Here is a 14,159-nt window from a genome sequence, read left to right as displayed (position 1 = left end):
TGCGCCTGCCGGCAAAAGGTTCCCGAGTTGATCGCGGGTGTATGTTATCGGTTCGGCGGAGGCGTGTCTGCCGCTGCAAGTGTAGCAGTGGCGCCTGCCGGTCGCCTCTCAGCCGGCAGCAGCCGCCGCGGTCAGCCCTCGCGCGATGTCGGCCTTGAGATCCTCGACATCCTCCAGCCCGATCTGCAGGCGGATCAGCGAGCCGGCGTACGAACCCTTGGCGATGGTGCGGTCGCCGAGGTGGACCGGCACAGCGAGGCTCTCATAGCCGCCCCAGGAATAGCCGAGGCCGAAGATCTTGAGCGCGTCGAGGAAGGCGTGCTGCGCCTTCTGGCCGCCACCGTCGAGCACGATCGAGAAGACGCCGCTCGAGCCACAGAAATCGCGCTTCCAGAGTGCGTGGTCGGGGTGGCTTTCGAGTGCCGGGTGCAGCACCTGCGCGACCCCCGCCTGCTCCTCCAGCCAGCGCGCGATATCGAGCGCGGACTTGCGGTGGTGCTCGAGCCGCACCCCCATCGTGCGCAGGCCGCGCAGCACCTGGTAGATGTCGTCGGGTCCCGAACAGCAGCCGAGCGTGCAGAAGCCATCATAGAGCTGCTTCCAATATGTCTCGTTGGCCGAAACCAGGCCGAGCAGCACGTCGGAATGGCCGGCCGGATATTTCGTCGCCGCCTGGATCGAGATGTCGACACCATGGTCGAGCGGCTTGAAATAGAGCGGCGTCGCCCAGGTGTTGTCCATCATCACGATGGCGCTGGCTTCATGCGCCGCCTTGGTGATCGCCGGTATGTCCTGGACCTCGTAGGTGTTCGATCCCGGCGATTCGGTGAACACCACCCTGGTGTTGGGCCTGATCAGCGAAGAAATGCCGGCGCCGATGCGCGGCTCGTAATACTCGACCTCCACCCCGAGTCGCTTCAGCATCGTGTCGGCGAAGTGGCGCGTCGGGTGGTAGACGCTGTCGACGATCAGCACATGGTCGCCGGCGGCTAGGAAGGCGAGCAGCGGCACCGTCACCGCAGCCAGTCCCGAAGGCACCGCGATGGTGCCGGCCGAGCCTTCCAGCGCGTCGACGGCCAGCGTGAGCGCATCCATCGTCGGCGTGCCGCGCGTGCCGTAAGTGTATTTCTGGCTGCGTCCGGCCATCGAGGCGGCATCGGGGTAAAGCACCGTAGAGGCGTGCACGACCGGCGGGTTGACGAAGCCGAAATAGTCGCGCGGGTTGTTGCCGGAATGGGCAAGCAGCGTGTTGGTGCCCATTCCGATGCTGTCTTTAGCCATGGTTCGTCGCCTATCGAATGATGTCAGGGGACCAGCCATAAAGCGGCGGCCAAGCCCGCGCAACCGCGCCGGGCCCGCCAAAAGCCCGTCTTCGGCTGGGCCAATCCAACCCCGTCCACGCCCAACAAAGCACCGCTACTGCCGAAGCGGATTCGGCCGCCGGATCATGGATTCGCGCCGCCGCGACTTGACTGATTTGTTCGCATCGCCTGCCGGTTTCATGGGCTCTTGTCCGCAATTCAGGCATTTGCGGCAATTGCTTTTCAAACCTTTGGGGTTTCGGTCATTTCCCTTGACCTCACAGGAATAATCGCCTTCGATGCGTTTCGTGAATGGGAGGCAGCGCATCGGCAACCGATGCGGGTCCGGGAGTGGGCCTTGAAGTGGGAGCTGCATTCACAAACGAAAAAGATCAAGCGTCGCCTGACAGCAGGGGCGCCTGTAACAGAAAAGGGTATGTGGGTCATGAAACACATTGCAATCGGCATTCTTGGCGCCGCCGCGCTCGGGTTCATGGCGTCCGCCGCTTCGGCAGGCACGCTCGATACCGTGAAGCAGAAGGGCTTTCTTCAGTGCGGCGTCTCGACCGGTCTCGCCGGCTTTTCGGCGCCGGACGACAAGGGTGACTGGAAAGGCATCGACGCGGACTTCTGCCGCGCCGTTGCGGCAGCCGTTTTCGGTGACGCCTCCAAGGTCAAGTTCACGCCGCTCAGCGCCAAGGAGCGTTTCACCGCGCTGCAGTCGGGCGAGATCGACCTCCTCTCGCGCAACACCACCTGGACCAGCAACCGCGACAGCGCGCTCGGCCTCGATTTCGTCGGCGTCACCTATTATGACGGCCAGGGCTTCATGATCAACGCCAAGAAGCTGCCGGGCGTGAACTCGGCGCTGCAGCTTTCGGGCGCCGCCGTCTGCGTGCAGAGCGGCACCACGACCGAGCTGAACCTCGCCGACTACTTCAAGAAGAACAAGATGGAATACAATCCCGTCGTGTTCGAGAAGCTGGAAGAGGTCAACGCCGCTTACGATGCCGGCCGCTGCGATGCCTACACCACCGACCAGTCCGGCCTCTATGGCATCCGCCTGACGCTGTCCTCGCCGGCCGATCACGTCGTGCTGCCCGAGATCATCTCCAAGGAGCCGCTCGGCCCGGCCGTGCGCCAGGGCGACGATCAGTGGGCGCATATCGCGCGCTGGACCTATTTCGCGTTGCTCAACGCCGAGGAAGCCGGCATCACCCAGGCGAATGTCGAGGAGATGAAGACCTCGACCGATCCGAACATCCAGCGCCTTCTCGGCACCGAGCCGGACGGCAAGTACGGCGCCGATCTCGGCCTTTCCAACGACTGGGTCGTGAACATCGTCAAGGCTGTCGGCAACTACGGCGAAATGTTCGAGCGCAATGTCGGCTCCGGCAGCCCGCTCAAGATCGCGCGAGGGATCAACGCGCTGTGGACCAAGGGCGGCCTGCAATACGGCCCGCCGATCCGCTGATCGAAACGTGATCCGGGAGGCAGGTTGTCTGCCTCCCGGTTTCTCTTTCCAGGGGACGGTCCATGGCTTCGCAGGAAATCCTTCGCGAGGAGCCGAGCCGCGGCTCCTTTATCAATGACCCGAGAATACGCAGCCTGTTCTTTCAGACGCTGGTCGTGATCCTTCTGTTCAGCTCGATCTGGTGGATCGTTCACAACGTCATCGAAAACCTCCAGCGCCTGCACATTGCCTCGGGCTTCGGCTTCCTGAAGAGCAGGGCCGGCTTCGACATCTCCGACACGCCAATCGCCTACACGTCCGACTCAACCTATTTCCGCGCGCTGGTCGTCGGTTTGCTCAATACGATCATCATTGCCGTCGCCGGCATCGTGCTTGCCACTGTCGTCGGCTTCCTCATCGGCATAGGCCGCCTGTCGCAGAACTGGCTGATCCGCAAGATCTGCACGGTCTATGTCGAGGTCTTCCGCAACATTCCGCCGCTGCTGGTCATCTTCTTCTGGTATTCCGGTGTGCTCGCCGTGCTGCCGCCGCCGCGCGAGAGCATCCATCTGCCCCTCGGCTCCTTCCTCAACCAGCGCGGTTTCTATCTGCCGCGCGCCGTCTGGGGAGATGGTTCCTGGCTGATCGGCGTCGCATTTCTGCTCGCCATCGCGATGGCCTGGTTCGTCGCCCACAGGGCGCGGCAGCGGCAGCGGGCAACCGGCCAGCAATTCCCGGTGTTCTGGACGTCGGTCGCTCTCATCATCGGCCTGCCGGTGCTTGCCTTCCTGCTCAGCGGCATGCCGCTCACCTTCGATTTCCCGAAGCAGTCGACCTTCAACCTGACCGGCGGCTTCTGGATCAAGCCTGAGTTCCTGTCGCTTCTGCTGGCGCTCTCCTTCTACACCGCGGCCTTCATCGCCGAGATCGTGCGCGCCGGCATCAGGGGCGTCAGCAAGGGCCAGACCGAGGCGGCAGCAGCACTTGGCCTGCGCTCCGGTCCGATCCTGCGGCTGGTGGTCATCCCGCAGGCGATGCGCATCGTCATCCCGCCGCTCACCAGCCAGTATCTCAACCTGACCAAGAACTCCTCGCTGGCCATTGCGATCGGCTATCCCGATCTGACAGCCACCGCCGGCACCGTGCTGAACCAGACCGGGCAGGCGGTGGAAGGCGTGTTCATCATGATGATTGCCTATCTGGTGCTGAGTCTCGTGACGTCCTTTGTCATGAACATCGTCAACGCCAGAATGGCGCTGGTGGAGAGGTAAGGCCATGCAGGAACACGACATGTCCTGGGTGCGCACCGAGATGGCGCTGGCGCAGCCGGCGCCGCCTACCGAACGCGGCGCCTATGCCTGGGTGCGCAAGAACCTGATCGGTTCGGTGGGCGATACCGTCCTCACGGTGCTGGGCATCGCCATCGTGGTGTGGGTCCTGCCGCAAATCATCAACTGGGCCTTCATCAACGCCGTTTGGACCGGCCCGGACCGCACGGTATGCACCACCGCCTCGCAAGGCGGCATCCAGCCCGACGGTTGGACCGGCGCCTGTTGGGCCTTCGTCAACGCCAAGTTCGGCCAGTTCATGTTCGGCACCTATCCGGTCGAGGAGCGCTGGCGGCCGATTCTGGTCGCCATCCTGTTTGTGGCGCTGCTGGTGCCGATGCTGATCCCGCGCGTGCCGCGCAAGGGGCTGAACGCCCTGCTGCTCTTCGTGGCGCTGCCGATCGTCGCCTTCTTCCTGCTGGTCGGCGGCGTGTTCGGCCTGCCGCATGTCGAGACTCCGCGCTGGGGCGGGCTCCTCGTCACGCTCAGCCTGTCTTTCGTCGGCATTGCCGTGTCGCTGCCGATGGGCATCGTGCTGGCGCTCGGCCGGCGTTCGAAGATGCCGATCATCAAATGGCTATGCGTCGTCTTCATCGAAACGGTGCGCGGCATTCCGCTGATCACGGTGCTGTTCTTCGCCAGCGTCATGCTGCCGCTGTTCCTGCCGGAAGGCGTCAGCTTCGACAAATATCTGCGGGCCCTGATCGGTGTTTCGCTGTTTGCCGCCGCCTATATGGCGGAAGTGGTGCGCGGCGGGCTGCAGGCGATCCCGAAGGGCCAGTATGAAGGCGCCGACTCGCTCGGCCTTGGCTACTGGCAGAAGATGGGCCTGATCGTGCTGCCGCAGGCGCTGAAGCTGGTCATCCCCGGCATCGTCAACACCTTCATCGGCATGCTCAAGGACACCAGCCTGGTCCTGATCATCTCGATGTTCGATCTGCTCGGTGTGGTGAAGCAGAACTTCGCCGACCCCAACTGGGCGACGCCGCAGACCCCGAAGTCCGGTCTGATCTTTGCCGCCTTCGTTTTCTGGCTGTTGTGCTTCGGCATGTCGCGCTATTCAATGTACACCGAACGCCGGCTCGACACCGGCTACAAACGCTGATGCCTGTCGCCCAAAACTGTGGCGCGGTTTGGAGTAACGACATGCATCAAGAACAACGATAAGGGGAATTGGCGATGACCACCGAAAACGCCGTCAGCGCGGAAGACCTGAAGGTCGATGCCAAGAAGATGCACATCTCGACCACGGATGTCGCCATCGACATTGTCGGCATGCACAAATGGTATGGCGAGTTCCATGTCCTGAAGGACATCAACCTCAAGGTGATGCGCGGCGAGCGCATCGTCATTTGCGGTCCTTCCGGCTCCGGCAAGTCGACCATGATCCGCTGCATCAACCGGCTGGAGGAGCACCAGAAGGGCAAGATCATCGTCGACGGCAAGGAACTCACCAACGATCTGAAGAAGATCGACGAGGTGCGCCGCGAGGTCGGCATGGTGTTCCAGCATTTCAACCTGTTCCCGCATCTGACGATCCTGGAGAACTGCACGCTGGCGCCGATCTGGGTGCGCAAGATGCCGAAGAAGCAGGCCGAGGAAATCGCCATGCATTTCCTCAAGCGCGTCAAGATCCCGGAGCAGGCCAACAAATATCCGGGCCAGCTCTCCGGCGGTCAGCAGCAGCGCGTGGCGATCGCCCGTTCGCTGTGCATGAACCCGCGCATCATGCTGTTCGACGAGCCGACCTCGGCGCTCGATCCCGAGATGATCAAGGAAGTGCTGGAGACGATGGTTGGCCTGGCGGAAGAAGGCATGACGATGCTGTGCGTCACCCACGAGATGGGCTTTGCCCGCAAGGTCGCCAACCGCGTGATCTTCATGGATCAGGGCCAGATCGTCGAGCAGAACACGCCGGCCGAGTTCTTCGACCACCCCCGCCATGAGCGCACGAAGCTGTTCCTCAGCCAGATCCTGCACTAAAGCGCACGCCCACTCGGTCGTCATCCCAGGGCGAAGCAAGGAGCGAAGCGACGCGCGCAGAGCCTAGGATCCATGCTGTTACGCCAAGGCGTTGCAACGGCTCAGAATTCTACTCCGCCGCACCTGATGGCGGACGTCACGGCATGGATCCTCGGGTCAAGCCAGAGGATGACGAAATCCCGAGGCGGCCGACTTACTGCGTCCGATGAGAAGAGCGCTGCGATACCTTGCAATGCTGCTCGCAGCGGTGGTGCTTGCGGCCACACTCGGCACGCTGGTGCCGCGGCCGCTCTGGCCTGCCGCCGCGGCAGGCGAGGGCACGCGCCACATCCTGGTGCTCAAGAACCCTATCCACACCGATATCGCCGTGCCCCTTGACGATGGCGTGCGCCGGCGCTTCGCCTTCCTGGCCGGTGCCGGTCTGCCGATCGAGGCGCCGGAGGCGCGCTATATCGTCTTCGGCTGGGGCGGCCGCGCCTTCTATCTGGAGACCCCGACCTGGTCTGAGTTGAAGGCCATGCCGGTGCTGAAAGCGCTGACGCTTGACGCTTCGGTGATGCATGTCGATGTCGCCGGTGCGATCAAGGACCCGCATCCGGACGTTGCAGGCTTCGTCGTGGATGAACAGCATTTTTCGGCGCTGCTCGACTACATAGCGGCGAGTTTTCAGCAGGGGTCGGATGGGCCGGTTGCCATCGAGAACGCCGGCTATTCAACCTATGACCGTTTCTACGAGGCCAATGGCCATTTCAACGCGCTGGTCGGCTGCAACACCTGGACGGCGGCGGGACTGAGGATTGCCGGCCTGCGGACGGGTTGGTGGAACCCGCTGCCGGTATCGCTTTGGTGGTCGATGGGGCTGTACAATTAGCAGTCGCTTCTTCCAGAAATTTGCGAATCCCTTCGCGCCCGTCTTCCGCCAGCCTACCCAGCCCTCAGCCCTCCCACCGCCGCGCCACCTTCCGTTCCTCCCAGCCATAAAGCCAGTCCAGATCCGCCGCGAGCTTTTCCGCCGGCCGCGCCGCCAGCACCAGATTGCGGGCGACCGCGACCGGTCCCCAGGCGTGCCAGGTCAGCCGATTGAGCGCGCCGCGCTTGAGCACCCTTTCGACGCGCGGCCGCCTGAGATTTTCCCAGACGGCGAGGCTGTGGGCCGGATCGCCGGGAAAATCGGCAACCAGATTGGCGAGCATCGAGGCGTCCTCGATCCCCATGGCCGCGCCCTGCGCCGCGAACGGCGTCATGGCATGCGCGGCGTCGCCGATCAGCGCGATGCCTTGCGGGACCGCCCAGCGCTGTTGCTGCACAGTGTGCATTGGAAACGCCGTCCACGGCCCCGCCAGCGCGACGAGCCTTGCGAGCATCGCTGCGGTGCCGTGCATGGCATTGGACAGGATGGCCGGGTCGGCATGGCCCGACCAGCCTTCCGCGATACGTTCGCCTCTGGTGAAGGCGGCGAGGTTGACGGTGCGGCCCTTGCTCACCGGATAGGCGACCAAATGGAAGCCGGGATGCAGGAAGGTTGTGACGCAGGCCGCCGCTCCGATCTCGGCAAAAGCCTGCCCGGCAGGGCTGTCGACCGCCACCGTGGCGCGCCAGGCCAGTCGGCCCGAGAAGCGGCTTTTCGCGAAGGCGGCATCCTGGGCCGCAAGCTGTGCGCGAACCGTCGACCACACGCCGTCGGCTCCGACCAGCAGACCGGCTGCAACCGACATGGTTTTGCCTTCGGTCTCGACCGTCGCGGTCACGCTTCGCGCGTCGGCGGCGATGCCTGTCACCCGTGCGCCGGTAACGAGCTCGATATCGGGCCGATCCGCCACTTCCTCCGTCAGGGCCGCCTGCAGGTCGGCGCGGTGCGCCACCAGATAGGGCGCGCCCCAGCGCTGCTCGGCCGCCTGTCCAAGCGGCACGCGCGCCAACTCGCGCAGGCTTTTGGCATCCTTCAGCACCACCGCTTCGGGCCGGACCGCGTTGGGCAACAGGCGGTCCAGTGCGCCAAGCCGGCGCAGGATGCGGGTCGCGTTCGGAGACAGCTGGAGGCCGGAGCCGGCCGCCTGGAGCTGCTTGGCTTGCTCGAACAGTCTCACCGGCAAACCGCGCTCGGCGAAGGCAAGTGCCGCCATCAGCCCGGCTATACCTGCCCCGGCTATGACGATTTGCCGGGACCGTGTTTCAGTCATGGTCGGGGAAAGGGCTCAGGCAGCCTGATCGACATAGAGGCAGCCGGCCGGCTGCGTTTCCGTCGCCTTCAGCGACGGCGAATAGCGGTAAAGCGTCGAGCAGTAGGGGCAGACTTTTTCATTGTCGTCGCCCATGTCGAGGAACACATGCGGATGATCGAAGGGCGGGTTGGCGCCGGTGCACATGAATTCCTTGACGCCGATCTCGATGACCGGATGGCCGGCGTCGTTCTGGAAATGGGGAATGCTACCGCCTGCCATCGTCGTCTCCAATCGGGTTCGGCCAGTGGGTGTGACCCGCCTGCATCTGGAGCATAACATGCCAGTTTGCAAGATCGATGAAATCAAACTGTCGCAAAAGGCTGGCAGAGGATAAGTTGAGCCGGTTAAGCGCGTGAGGCCGGGCACGGAGCGATTCCGTGACGATCATGCGTCACAAAAAGATGTTAGGGCGTCGCCGGACGGCAATATGCGGCGCTCCCAGGGACGGTTGCAGGCAGAGCGGGAAACCATGAACGAACTGAAGCCGGTGCAGAGCGAGTTCATTACCGTCGAGGCGGCGAGCCCCGACGGCGGCAATCCCGACCGTTTCGTCAACCGCGAGTTTTCCTGGCTGCAATTCAACCGCCGCGTGCTGGAAGAGTCGCTCAACGAGCATCACCCGCTGCTCGAACGCGTCCGCTTCCTGTCGATCTCGGCCGCCAATCTCGACGAGTTCTTCATGGTCCGCGTTGCCGGCCTTGCCGGTCAGGTGCGAGAGGGTATCGCGCTGAAAAGCCCGGACGGCCGAACCCCCGAGCAGCAGCTCGAGCAATTGCTGCGCGAGGTCGAGCGCCTGCAGGAGGACCAGCAGAAGAGCCTCTCGGCGCTGATGGCCCTGCTCAACAAGGAAGGCATCGAAAGCATCACCCGCGACGCGCTGACCAAGGATGAGAAGACCTGGCTGGAGGAGCATTTCCAGGAACAGGTCTTCCCGGTGCTGACGCCGCTGTCGATCGATCCGGCCCACCCGTTTCCCTTCATCCCCAATCTCGGCTTTTCCATCGCCCTGCAATTGCGCCATCGCAAGAACGGCGAGGAGATGAGCGCGCTCTTGCGCCTGCCGGTGGCGCTCAGGCGCTTCATCCGCCTGCCGGACCGCAAGCGCCATGTGCGCTTCATACCCCTGGAAGAAGCGGTCGGTATCTATATCGGCAAGCTTTTCCCCGGCTATGAGGTCAAGGGCTCGGGCACGTTCCGCATCATCCGCGACAGCGATATCGAGGTCGAGGAAGAATCGGAAGACCTCGTGCGCCTGTTCGAGACGGCGCTGAAGCGGCGCCGCCGCGGTTCGGTGATCCGCATTGAGTTCGACACGCTGATGCCGGCGGAGCTGCGCGATTTCGTCGCCGGCGAGCTCGGCGTCTCGTCGAGCCGCATCAGCGTGCTCACCGGTCCGCTGGCGCTCAACCAGATTTCCGAGATCGTCGCCATCCCGCGCGACGACCTGAAGTTCACCCCCTACAATCCGCGCTTCCCCGAACGAATCCGCGAGCATGGCGGCGACTGCCTGGCCGCCATCCGCGAAAAGGACATCATCGTCCACCACCCGTACGAATCCTTCGACGTGGTGGTGCAGTTCCTGCGCCAGGCCGCCGCCGACCCGGAAGTGGTGGCGATCAAGCAGACGCTCTACCGCACCTCGAACGACAGCCCGATCGTGCGCGCGCTGATCGACGCCGCCGAGGCCGGCAAGTCGGTGACCGCGCTGGTCGAGCTGAAGGCGCGCTTCGATGAGGAGGCCAACATCCGCTGGGCGCGCGACCTCGAACGCGCCGGCGTCCAGGTCGTGTTCGGCTTCCTGGAGCTGAAGACCCACGCCAAGATGTCGCTCGTCGTGCGTCGCGAGGACGGCCGGCTGCGCAATTACGTCCATCTCGGCACCGGCAACTACCACCCGGTCACTGCCCGCATCTACACCGATCTGTCCTTCTTCACCACCGATCCGACGATCGCGCGCGATGTCGCGCAGATCTTCAACTTCATCACCGGCTATGCCGAACCGGCCGAGGAGATGCGCCTTGCCGTGTCGCCCTTCACGCTGCGCAACCGCATCCTGAAGCACATCGCCGAGGAAGTCGTCCATGCCCGCGAAGGACGGCCGGCGCGCATATGGATGAAGATGAACGCGCTGGTCGACCCGACCGTCATCGACGCGCTCTACGACGCCAGCCGGGCCGGGGTCGAGATCGACCTCGTCGTGCGCGGCATCTGCTGCCTGAGGCCGCAGGTGCCGGGTCTCTCGGAGAACATCAGGGTGAAATCGATCGTCGGCCGCTTCCTCGAGCACAGCCGCATTTACTGTTTCGGCAATGGCTACGGCCTGCCCTCGGACGAGGCGATCATCTACATCTCGTCCGCCGACATGATGCCGCGCAATCTCGACCGCCGCGTCGAGACCCTGGTGCCGATCACCAATCCAACTGTGCATGAACAGGTGCTTGGCCAGATCATGCTGGGCAACATCATGGACAACCAGCAAAGTTTCGACGTATTGGCTGACGGCACCTCCCGGCGCGTTGTGCTGGAGGAGGGCGAGGAGCCGTTCAACGCGCAGGAATATTTCATGACCAATCCGAGCCTCTCCGGACGGGGTGACGCGCTGAAATCGCATGCGCCCAAGCGCATCGCCCAGTTCAAACGCCGCAAGAAGAACAGCGCCGCGTGATTGCAGTTTCCCAGGGCCGGCTTCAGGACCGGCGACCGCTGTCGATCATCGACATAGGGTCGAACTCGATCCGCCTTGTCGTTTATGAGGGGCTGGCGCGCTCGCCCTCGCTGCTGTTCAACGAAAAGATGCTGGCCGGCCTTGGCCGCGGCATTGTTTCGACGGGCAAGCTCGACCCCGAAGCCGTGACGCGCTCGATGGAGGAGTTCCGCCGCTTCAGCGCGCTGTCGGATCAGGCGGGCGCCGAGCACATGTATGTGCTGGCCACAGCCGCCGCGCGCGAGGCGGGCAACGGTCCCGATTTCATCCACCGCGCCGAAGAGGTGCTGAAGACCGAGATCCGCGTGCTCACCGGCCGCGAGGAAGCCTATTATTCGGCGCTCGGCGTCATTTCCGGCTTCCATCCCGCCAATGGCATCGCCGGTGACCTTGGCGGCGGCAGCCTTGAGCTGATCGATATCAATCGCGAGTCGATCGGCGAAGGCATCACGCTGCCGCTCGGCGGCCTGCGCCTGCAGGATATGGCCAAGAACTCGCTCGTCCAGGCGCAGAAGATCGCGCGCCAGGAACTGGCGCGGGCAAAGCTGCTCAAGGGCGGGCAGGGCAGGACCTTCTACGCCGTCGGCGGCACCTGGCGAAACCTCGCCAGGCTGCACATGGAGATGACCAATTACCCGCTCGGCATCATGCATCACTACGAGATTTCGGCCGACAGCGCGCAGACCTTCCTCAGGCAGGTGGCCAAGGGCGAGGTCGAGAAGGTGAGGGGCATCGAGGGCGTTTCCAAGAACCGCCGCTCGCTGCTGCCTTACGGCGCCGTCGTGCTGCAGGAGATCATGGCGGCGATGCAACCCTCGAAGATCGTCGTCTCGGCGCAGGGCGTGCGCGAAGGCTTTCTCTATTCGCTGCTCGACGCCGAGGAGCAGAAGGCCGACCCGCTGATCTCGGCAGCCGAGGAATTGGCGCTGTTGCGCTCGCGCTCGGTGCACCACGCGCATGACCTGGTCGAATGGACAGGCAAGGCATTCAAGGCCTTCGACATTGACGAGACGGAAGACGAAACGCGCTACCGCCATGCCGCTTGCCTGCTTGCCGATATCGGCTGGCGCGCGCATCCCGAATATCGCGGCAGGCAGTCGCTCAACATCATCGCGCATGCCTCCTTCATCGGCGTCGACCATCCTGGACGCGCCTATCTGGCATTGGCCAGCGCTTACCGCCATGACGGCATCTTCAACGACGGTATCGCGCCCGAGATCAAGGCGCTGGCGCCGCCGCGCCTGCTCGAGCGCGCCCGCGTTCTGGCGGCCATGATGCGCGTGGTCTACCTGCTCACCGCGGCGATGCCGGGCGTCATGCCGCGGCTGAAATGGGAAAGCCGCGGCAACGGCGCACTGGCGCTGGTGCTGCCAACCTCGCTCTCCGATCTCTACGGCGAGCGCCCTGCCGGACGGCTGGCGCAACTGGCGCGCATCACCAACCGCCGCCTGGTGCTGGCGGTGGAGGGGGGGCCGAGCGTTTCGGTCAAATAAGAGTCGCCGAGATATGCGATAAGCCGGTTTGTGAGGGGTGGGGCAACGCGGAGCGAAAAAGCCATGACCATCGCAAAGTCGTCGTCCCCGTTGGAACCAGCGATCGAAGCGCTGGGCTTCGACCCGGCGATCCACCACAAGCTCCTTGCCGGCATCGAGTCAGGCCTGCTGCGCGACCTGCATGTCGTGCTTGCCGCCCGCTCGGGGGACGTCTTCCTCAAATACTACGCGGAAGGCCTCGACGAGGAATGGGGTCGCCCGCTCGGCAATGTCGCGTTCGATGCAGAGACGCTGCACGATCTTCGTTCCGTAACGAAGAGCGTCGTCAGCGTGCTTTACGGCATCGCGCTCGACAAGGGGCTGGTGCCGCCGCCCGACGCGCGGCTTCTTGCCCAGTTTCCCGAATATCCCGATCTCGCAGCCGATACCGCCCGCGCCGGGATCACTATTGGCCAGGCGCTGACGATGACGCTCGGCATGGAGTGGGACGAGAACCGCCCTTACACCGATCCGCAAAACAGCGAGATCGCGATGGAGAACGCGCCCGATCGCTACCGCTTTATTCTCGATCGGCCGATCGTCGCCGAGCCCGGCAGCCGCTGGATCTATTCCGGCGGCAGTGTGGCGCTGGTCGGCGCCATCATCGCGAGAGCCACCGGCCAATCGCTGCCCGATTTCGCCCGAGACGTGCTTTTTGCCCCGCTTGGCATCGAGCGCTTCCACTGGTCGGCTGGCAATGATGGCGTTGCCTCCGCCGCCTCAGGCCTCCGGCTGACGGCGCCCGATCTTCTGGAGATCGGTCAGCTGCTTCTCCGCCGGGGTTTATGGAACGGCCGGCGGATCGTCTCGGAGGACTGGATCGAAGCCTCGTTCGCGCCAGCGACGTCGACGCCGGACGGCCTCGGCTACGGCCGGCTGTGGTTCATCGGCGACGCGCCGGCGCCGGCCTTCTCCACGCCGAAACCCTGGCATGGCGGCTTCGGCAATGGCGGCCAGCGGCTCTGGCTGATGCCCGAGGCGGACATTGCGGCGGTGATCTATTCCGGCAAATACAACGCCTGGGACGCCTGGGTGACGCCGACCCGCATCTGGCGCGAGATCATTCTGGCCAACTTCCTGCGCGCCTGAAGAGGCGCGCTTCAGGTCACCTCGGCGCTGATCCCAAAGCCGCGCCCGTCGGCGGACCATGTGCCGGCGCCCGCCATGGCGAGCGCCAGGAAGCCGCCGGCAAGGGCGATGTCCTTCATCAGCATCTGCCGGTGCAGGAAGGCGAAGGTCGCGTCGTCGCCCTGGCCGTAATGGCCGATGAAGCCCGCGACGATACAGAAGGCGGCAAGCAGCAGCGCCACGATCCGGGTCTGGAAACCGACGAGGATCAAGAGCCCGGCAATCAATTCGAACAGGCCGGTACCCCAAGCTGCCAAAGTCGGCAGAGGCAGGCCGAGCCCGGCGAAATAATTGATCGTGCCGCCGATATTGGTCAGCGCCTGGAAGCCCGACGGTACGAACAGCGCTGCGAGAAGCAGCCGCGAGACCAGAAGCAACGCGTTGCGAAACATTGGCCACCTCCCTTGCCGGCCCGGTCCGGCTGATGCCGGCTGCGACGCAGTCTACGCCTGCAACGAAAAAGCGGCGCGAAAAATTCCGCGCCGCTTTTGAGTTTGGGCTTGGGAGG

General features: G+C 64.1%; 12 protein-coding genes. 8 read left to right on the top strand and 4 right to left on the bottom strand.

Annotated elements, in window-relative coordinates:
• Positions 1-108: 108 nt before the first annotated feature.
• Complete coding sequence (locus EN852_RS30615; protein WP_127879637.1) at positions 109-1,281, bottom strand: cystathionine beta-lyase; 1,173 nt, start codon at positions 1,279-1,281, stop codon at positions 109-111.
• 465 nt (positions 1,282-1,746) lie between these two features.
• Between EN852_RS30615 and EN852_RS30610 the strand changes: the two genes are divergently transcribed.
• The 5 genes from EN852_RS30610 to EN852_RS30590 all read left to right on the top strand — a co-directional run bounded on the left by EN852_RS30610 (position 1,747) and on the right by EN852_RS30590 (position 6,936).
• Positions 1,747-2,775 carry an amino acid ABC transporter substrate-binding protein gene (locus EN852_RS30610; protein WP_112130339.1) on the top strand — a complete coding sequence of 343 codons (1,029 nt, stop codon included), beginning with the start codon at positions 1,747-1,749 and terminating at the stop codon, positions 2,773-2,775.
• 62 nt (positions 2,776-2,837) lie between these two features.
• Entirely contained in the window at positions 2,838-4,025 is a 1,188-nt protein-coding gene (locus EN852_RS30605) for an amino acid ABC transporter permease (protein WP_127879635.1), read from the top strand.
• Between the two features lie 4 nt (positions 4,026-4,029).
• Positions 4,030-5,187: an amino acid ABC transporter permease gene (locus EN852_RS30600; RefSeq protein ID WP_127879633.1), complete on the top strand. Its 1,158-nt coding sequence runs from the start codon at positions 4,030-4,032 to the stop codon at positions 5,185-5,187.
• Positions 5,188-5,261: 74 nt separating this feature from the next.
• Entirely contained in the window at positions 5,262-6,065 is an 804-nt protein-coding gene (locus EN852_RS30595; RefSeq protein ID WP_095819976.1) for an amino acid ABC transporter ATP-binding protein, read from the top strand.
• A 205-nt stretch (positions 6,066-6,270) separates the two neighbouring features.
• Positions 6,271-6,936, top strand: a complete 666-nt coding sequence (locus tag EN852_RS30590; RefSeq protein WP_127879631.1) for a TIGR02117 family protein — start codon at positions 6,271-6,273, stop codon at positions 6,934-6,936.
• Between the two features lie 64 nt (positions 6,937-7,000).
• Here EN852_RS30590 and EN852_RS30585 read toward each other — a convergent pair whose 3' ends face one another.
• Both EN852_RS30585 and EN852_RS30580 read right to left on the bottom strand, forming a co-directional pair.
• Complete coding sequence (locus EN852_RS30585; protein WP_127879629.1) at positions 7,001-8,245, bottom strand: FAD-dependent monooxygenase; 1,245 nt, start codon at positions 8,243-8,245, stop codon at positions 7,001-7,003.
• Between the two features lie 15 nt (positions 8,246-8,260).
• A complete protein-coding gene (locus EN852_RS30580; RefSeq protein WP_027169907.1) occupies positions 8,261-8,506 on the bottom strand; it encodes a zinc-finger domain-containing protein in 246 nt (81 codons plus the stop codon).
• A gap of 250 nt (positions 8,507-8,756) precedes the next feature.
• Here EN852_RS30580 and EN852_RS30575 point away from each other — a divergent pair, with 250 nt between their 5' ends.
• From EN852_RS30575 to EN852_RS30565, 3 genes are all read left to right on the top strand, one after another.
• On the top strand, positions 8,757-10,952 hold the full coding sequence (locus EN852_RS30575; RefSeq protein WP_127879627.1) for an RNA degradosome polyphosphate kinase: 2,196 nt from the start codon (positions 8,757-8,759) through the stop codon (positions 10,950-10,952).
• Entirely contained in the window at positions 10,949-12,484 is a 1,536-nt protein-coding gene (ppx, locus tag EN852_RS30570; protein ID WP_127879625.1) for an exopolyphosphatase, read from the top strand. The genes EN852_RS30575 and ppx overlap by 4 nt, the downstream gene beginning before the upstream one ends.
• A 63-nt stretch (positions 12,485-12,547) precedes the next feature.
• Positions 12,548-13,612 (top strand): serine hydrolase, encoded by a 1,065-nt coding sequence (locus tag EN852_RS30565; protein ID WP_127879623.1) that lies wholly within the window; start codon positions 12,548-12,550, stop codon positions 13,610-13,612.
• A gap of 11 nt (positions 13,613-13,623) precedes the next feature.
• Here the strand turns inward: EN852_RS30565 and EN852_RS30560 are convergent, their stop codons facing one another.
• The gene (locus EN852_RS30560; RefSeq protein WP_127879621.1) at positions 13,624-14,043 is read right to left on the bottom strand and encodes a DoxX family protein; all 420 of its coding nucleotides are present in this window, start codon (positions 14,041-14,043) and stop codon (positions 13,624-13,626) included.
• Positions 14,044-14,159: the final 116 nt, after the last annotated feature.

It is taken from the genome of Mesorhizobium sp. M2E.F.Ca.ET.209.01.1.1, assembly GCF_004010375.2.
Classification (GTDB): Bacteria; Pseudomonadota; Alphaproteobacteria; order Rhizobiales; family Rhizobiaceae; genus Mesorhizobium.
Note: the sequence above shows the minus strand (reverse complement) of the source record. Positions and strands in the feature narration are given on the sequence as shown.

Excerpts from the sequence above, each read along its gene's own strand:
- EN852_RS30605 (WP_127879635.1), top strand. The coding sequence starts at position 2,838 with ATGGCTTCGCAGGAAATCCTTCGCGAGGAGCCGAGCCGCGGCTCCTTT.
- EN852_RS30610 (WP_112130339.1), top strand. The coding sequence starts at position 1,747 with ATGAAACACATTGCAATCGGCATTCTTGGCGCCGCCGCGCTCGGGTTC.
- EN852_RS30585 (WP_127879629.1), bottom strand. The coding sequence starts at position 8,245 with ATGACTGAAACACGGTCCCGGCAAATCGTCATAGCCGGGGCAGGTATA.
- EN852_RS30575 (WP_127879627.1), top strand. The coding sequence starts at position 8,757 with ATGAACGAACTGAAGCCGGTGCAGAGCGAGTTCATTACCGTCGAGGCG.
- EN852_RS30565 (WP_127879623.1), top strand. The coding sequence starts at position 12,548 with ATGACCATCGCAAAGTCGTCGTCCCCGTTGGAACCAGCGATCGAAGCG.
- EN852_RS30595 (WP_095819976.1), top strand. The coding sequence starts at position 5,262 with ATGACCACCGAAAACGCCGTCAGCGCGGAAGACCTGAAGGTCGATGCC.
- EN852_RS30600 (WP_127879633.1), top strand. The coding sequence starts at position 4,030 with ATGCAGGAACACGACATGTCCTGGGTGCGCACCGAGATGGCGCTGGCG.
- EN852_RS30560 (WP_127879621.1), bottom strand. The coding sequence starts at position 14,043 with ATGTTTCGCAACGCGTTGCTTCTGGTCTCGCGGCTGCTTCTCGCAGCG.
- EN852_RS30615 (WP_127879637.1), bottom strand. The coding sequence starts at position 1,281 with ATGGCTAAAGACAGCATCGGAATGGGCACCAACACGCTGCTTGCCCAT.
- EN852_RS30580 (WP_027169907.1), bottom strand. The coding sequence starts at position 8,506 with ATGGCAGGCGGTAGCATTCCCCATTTCCAGAACGACGCCGGCCATCCG.
- EN852_RS30590 (WP_127879631.1), top strand. The coding sequence starts at position 6,271 with ATGAGAAGAGCGCTGCGATACCTTGCAATGCTGCTCGCAGCGGTGGTG.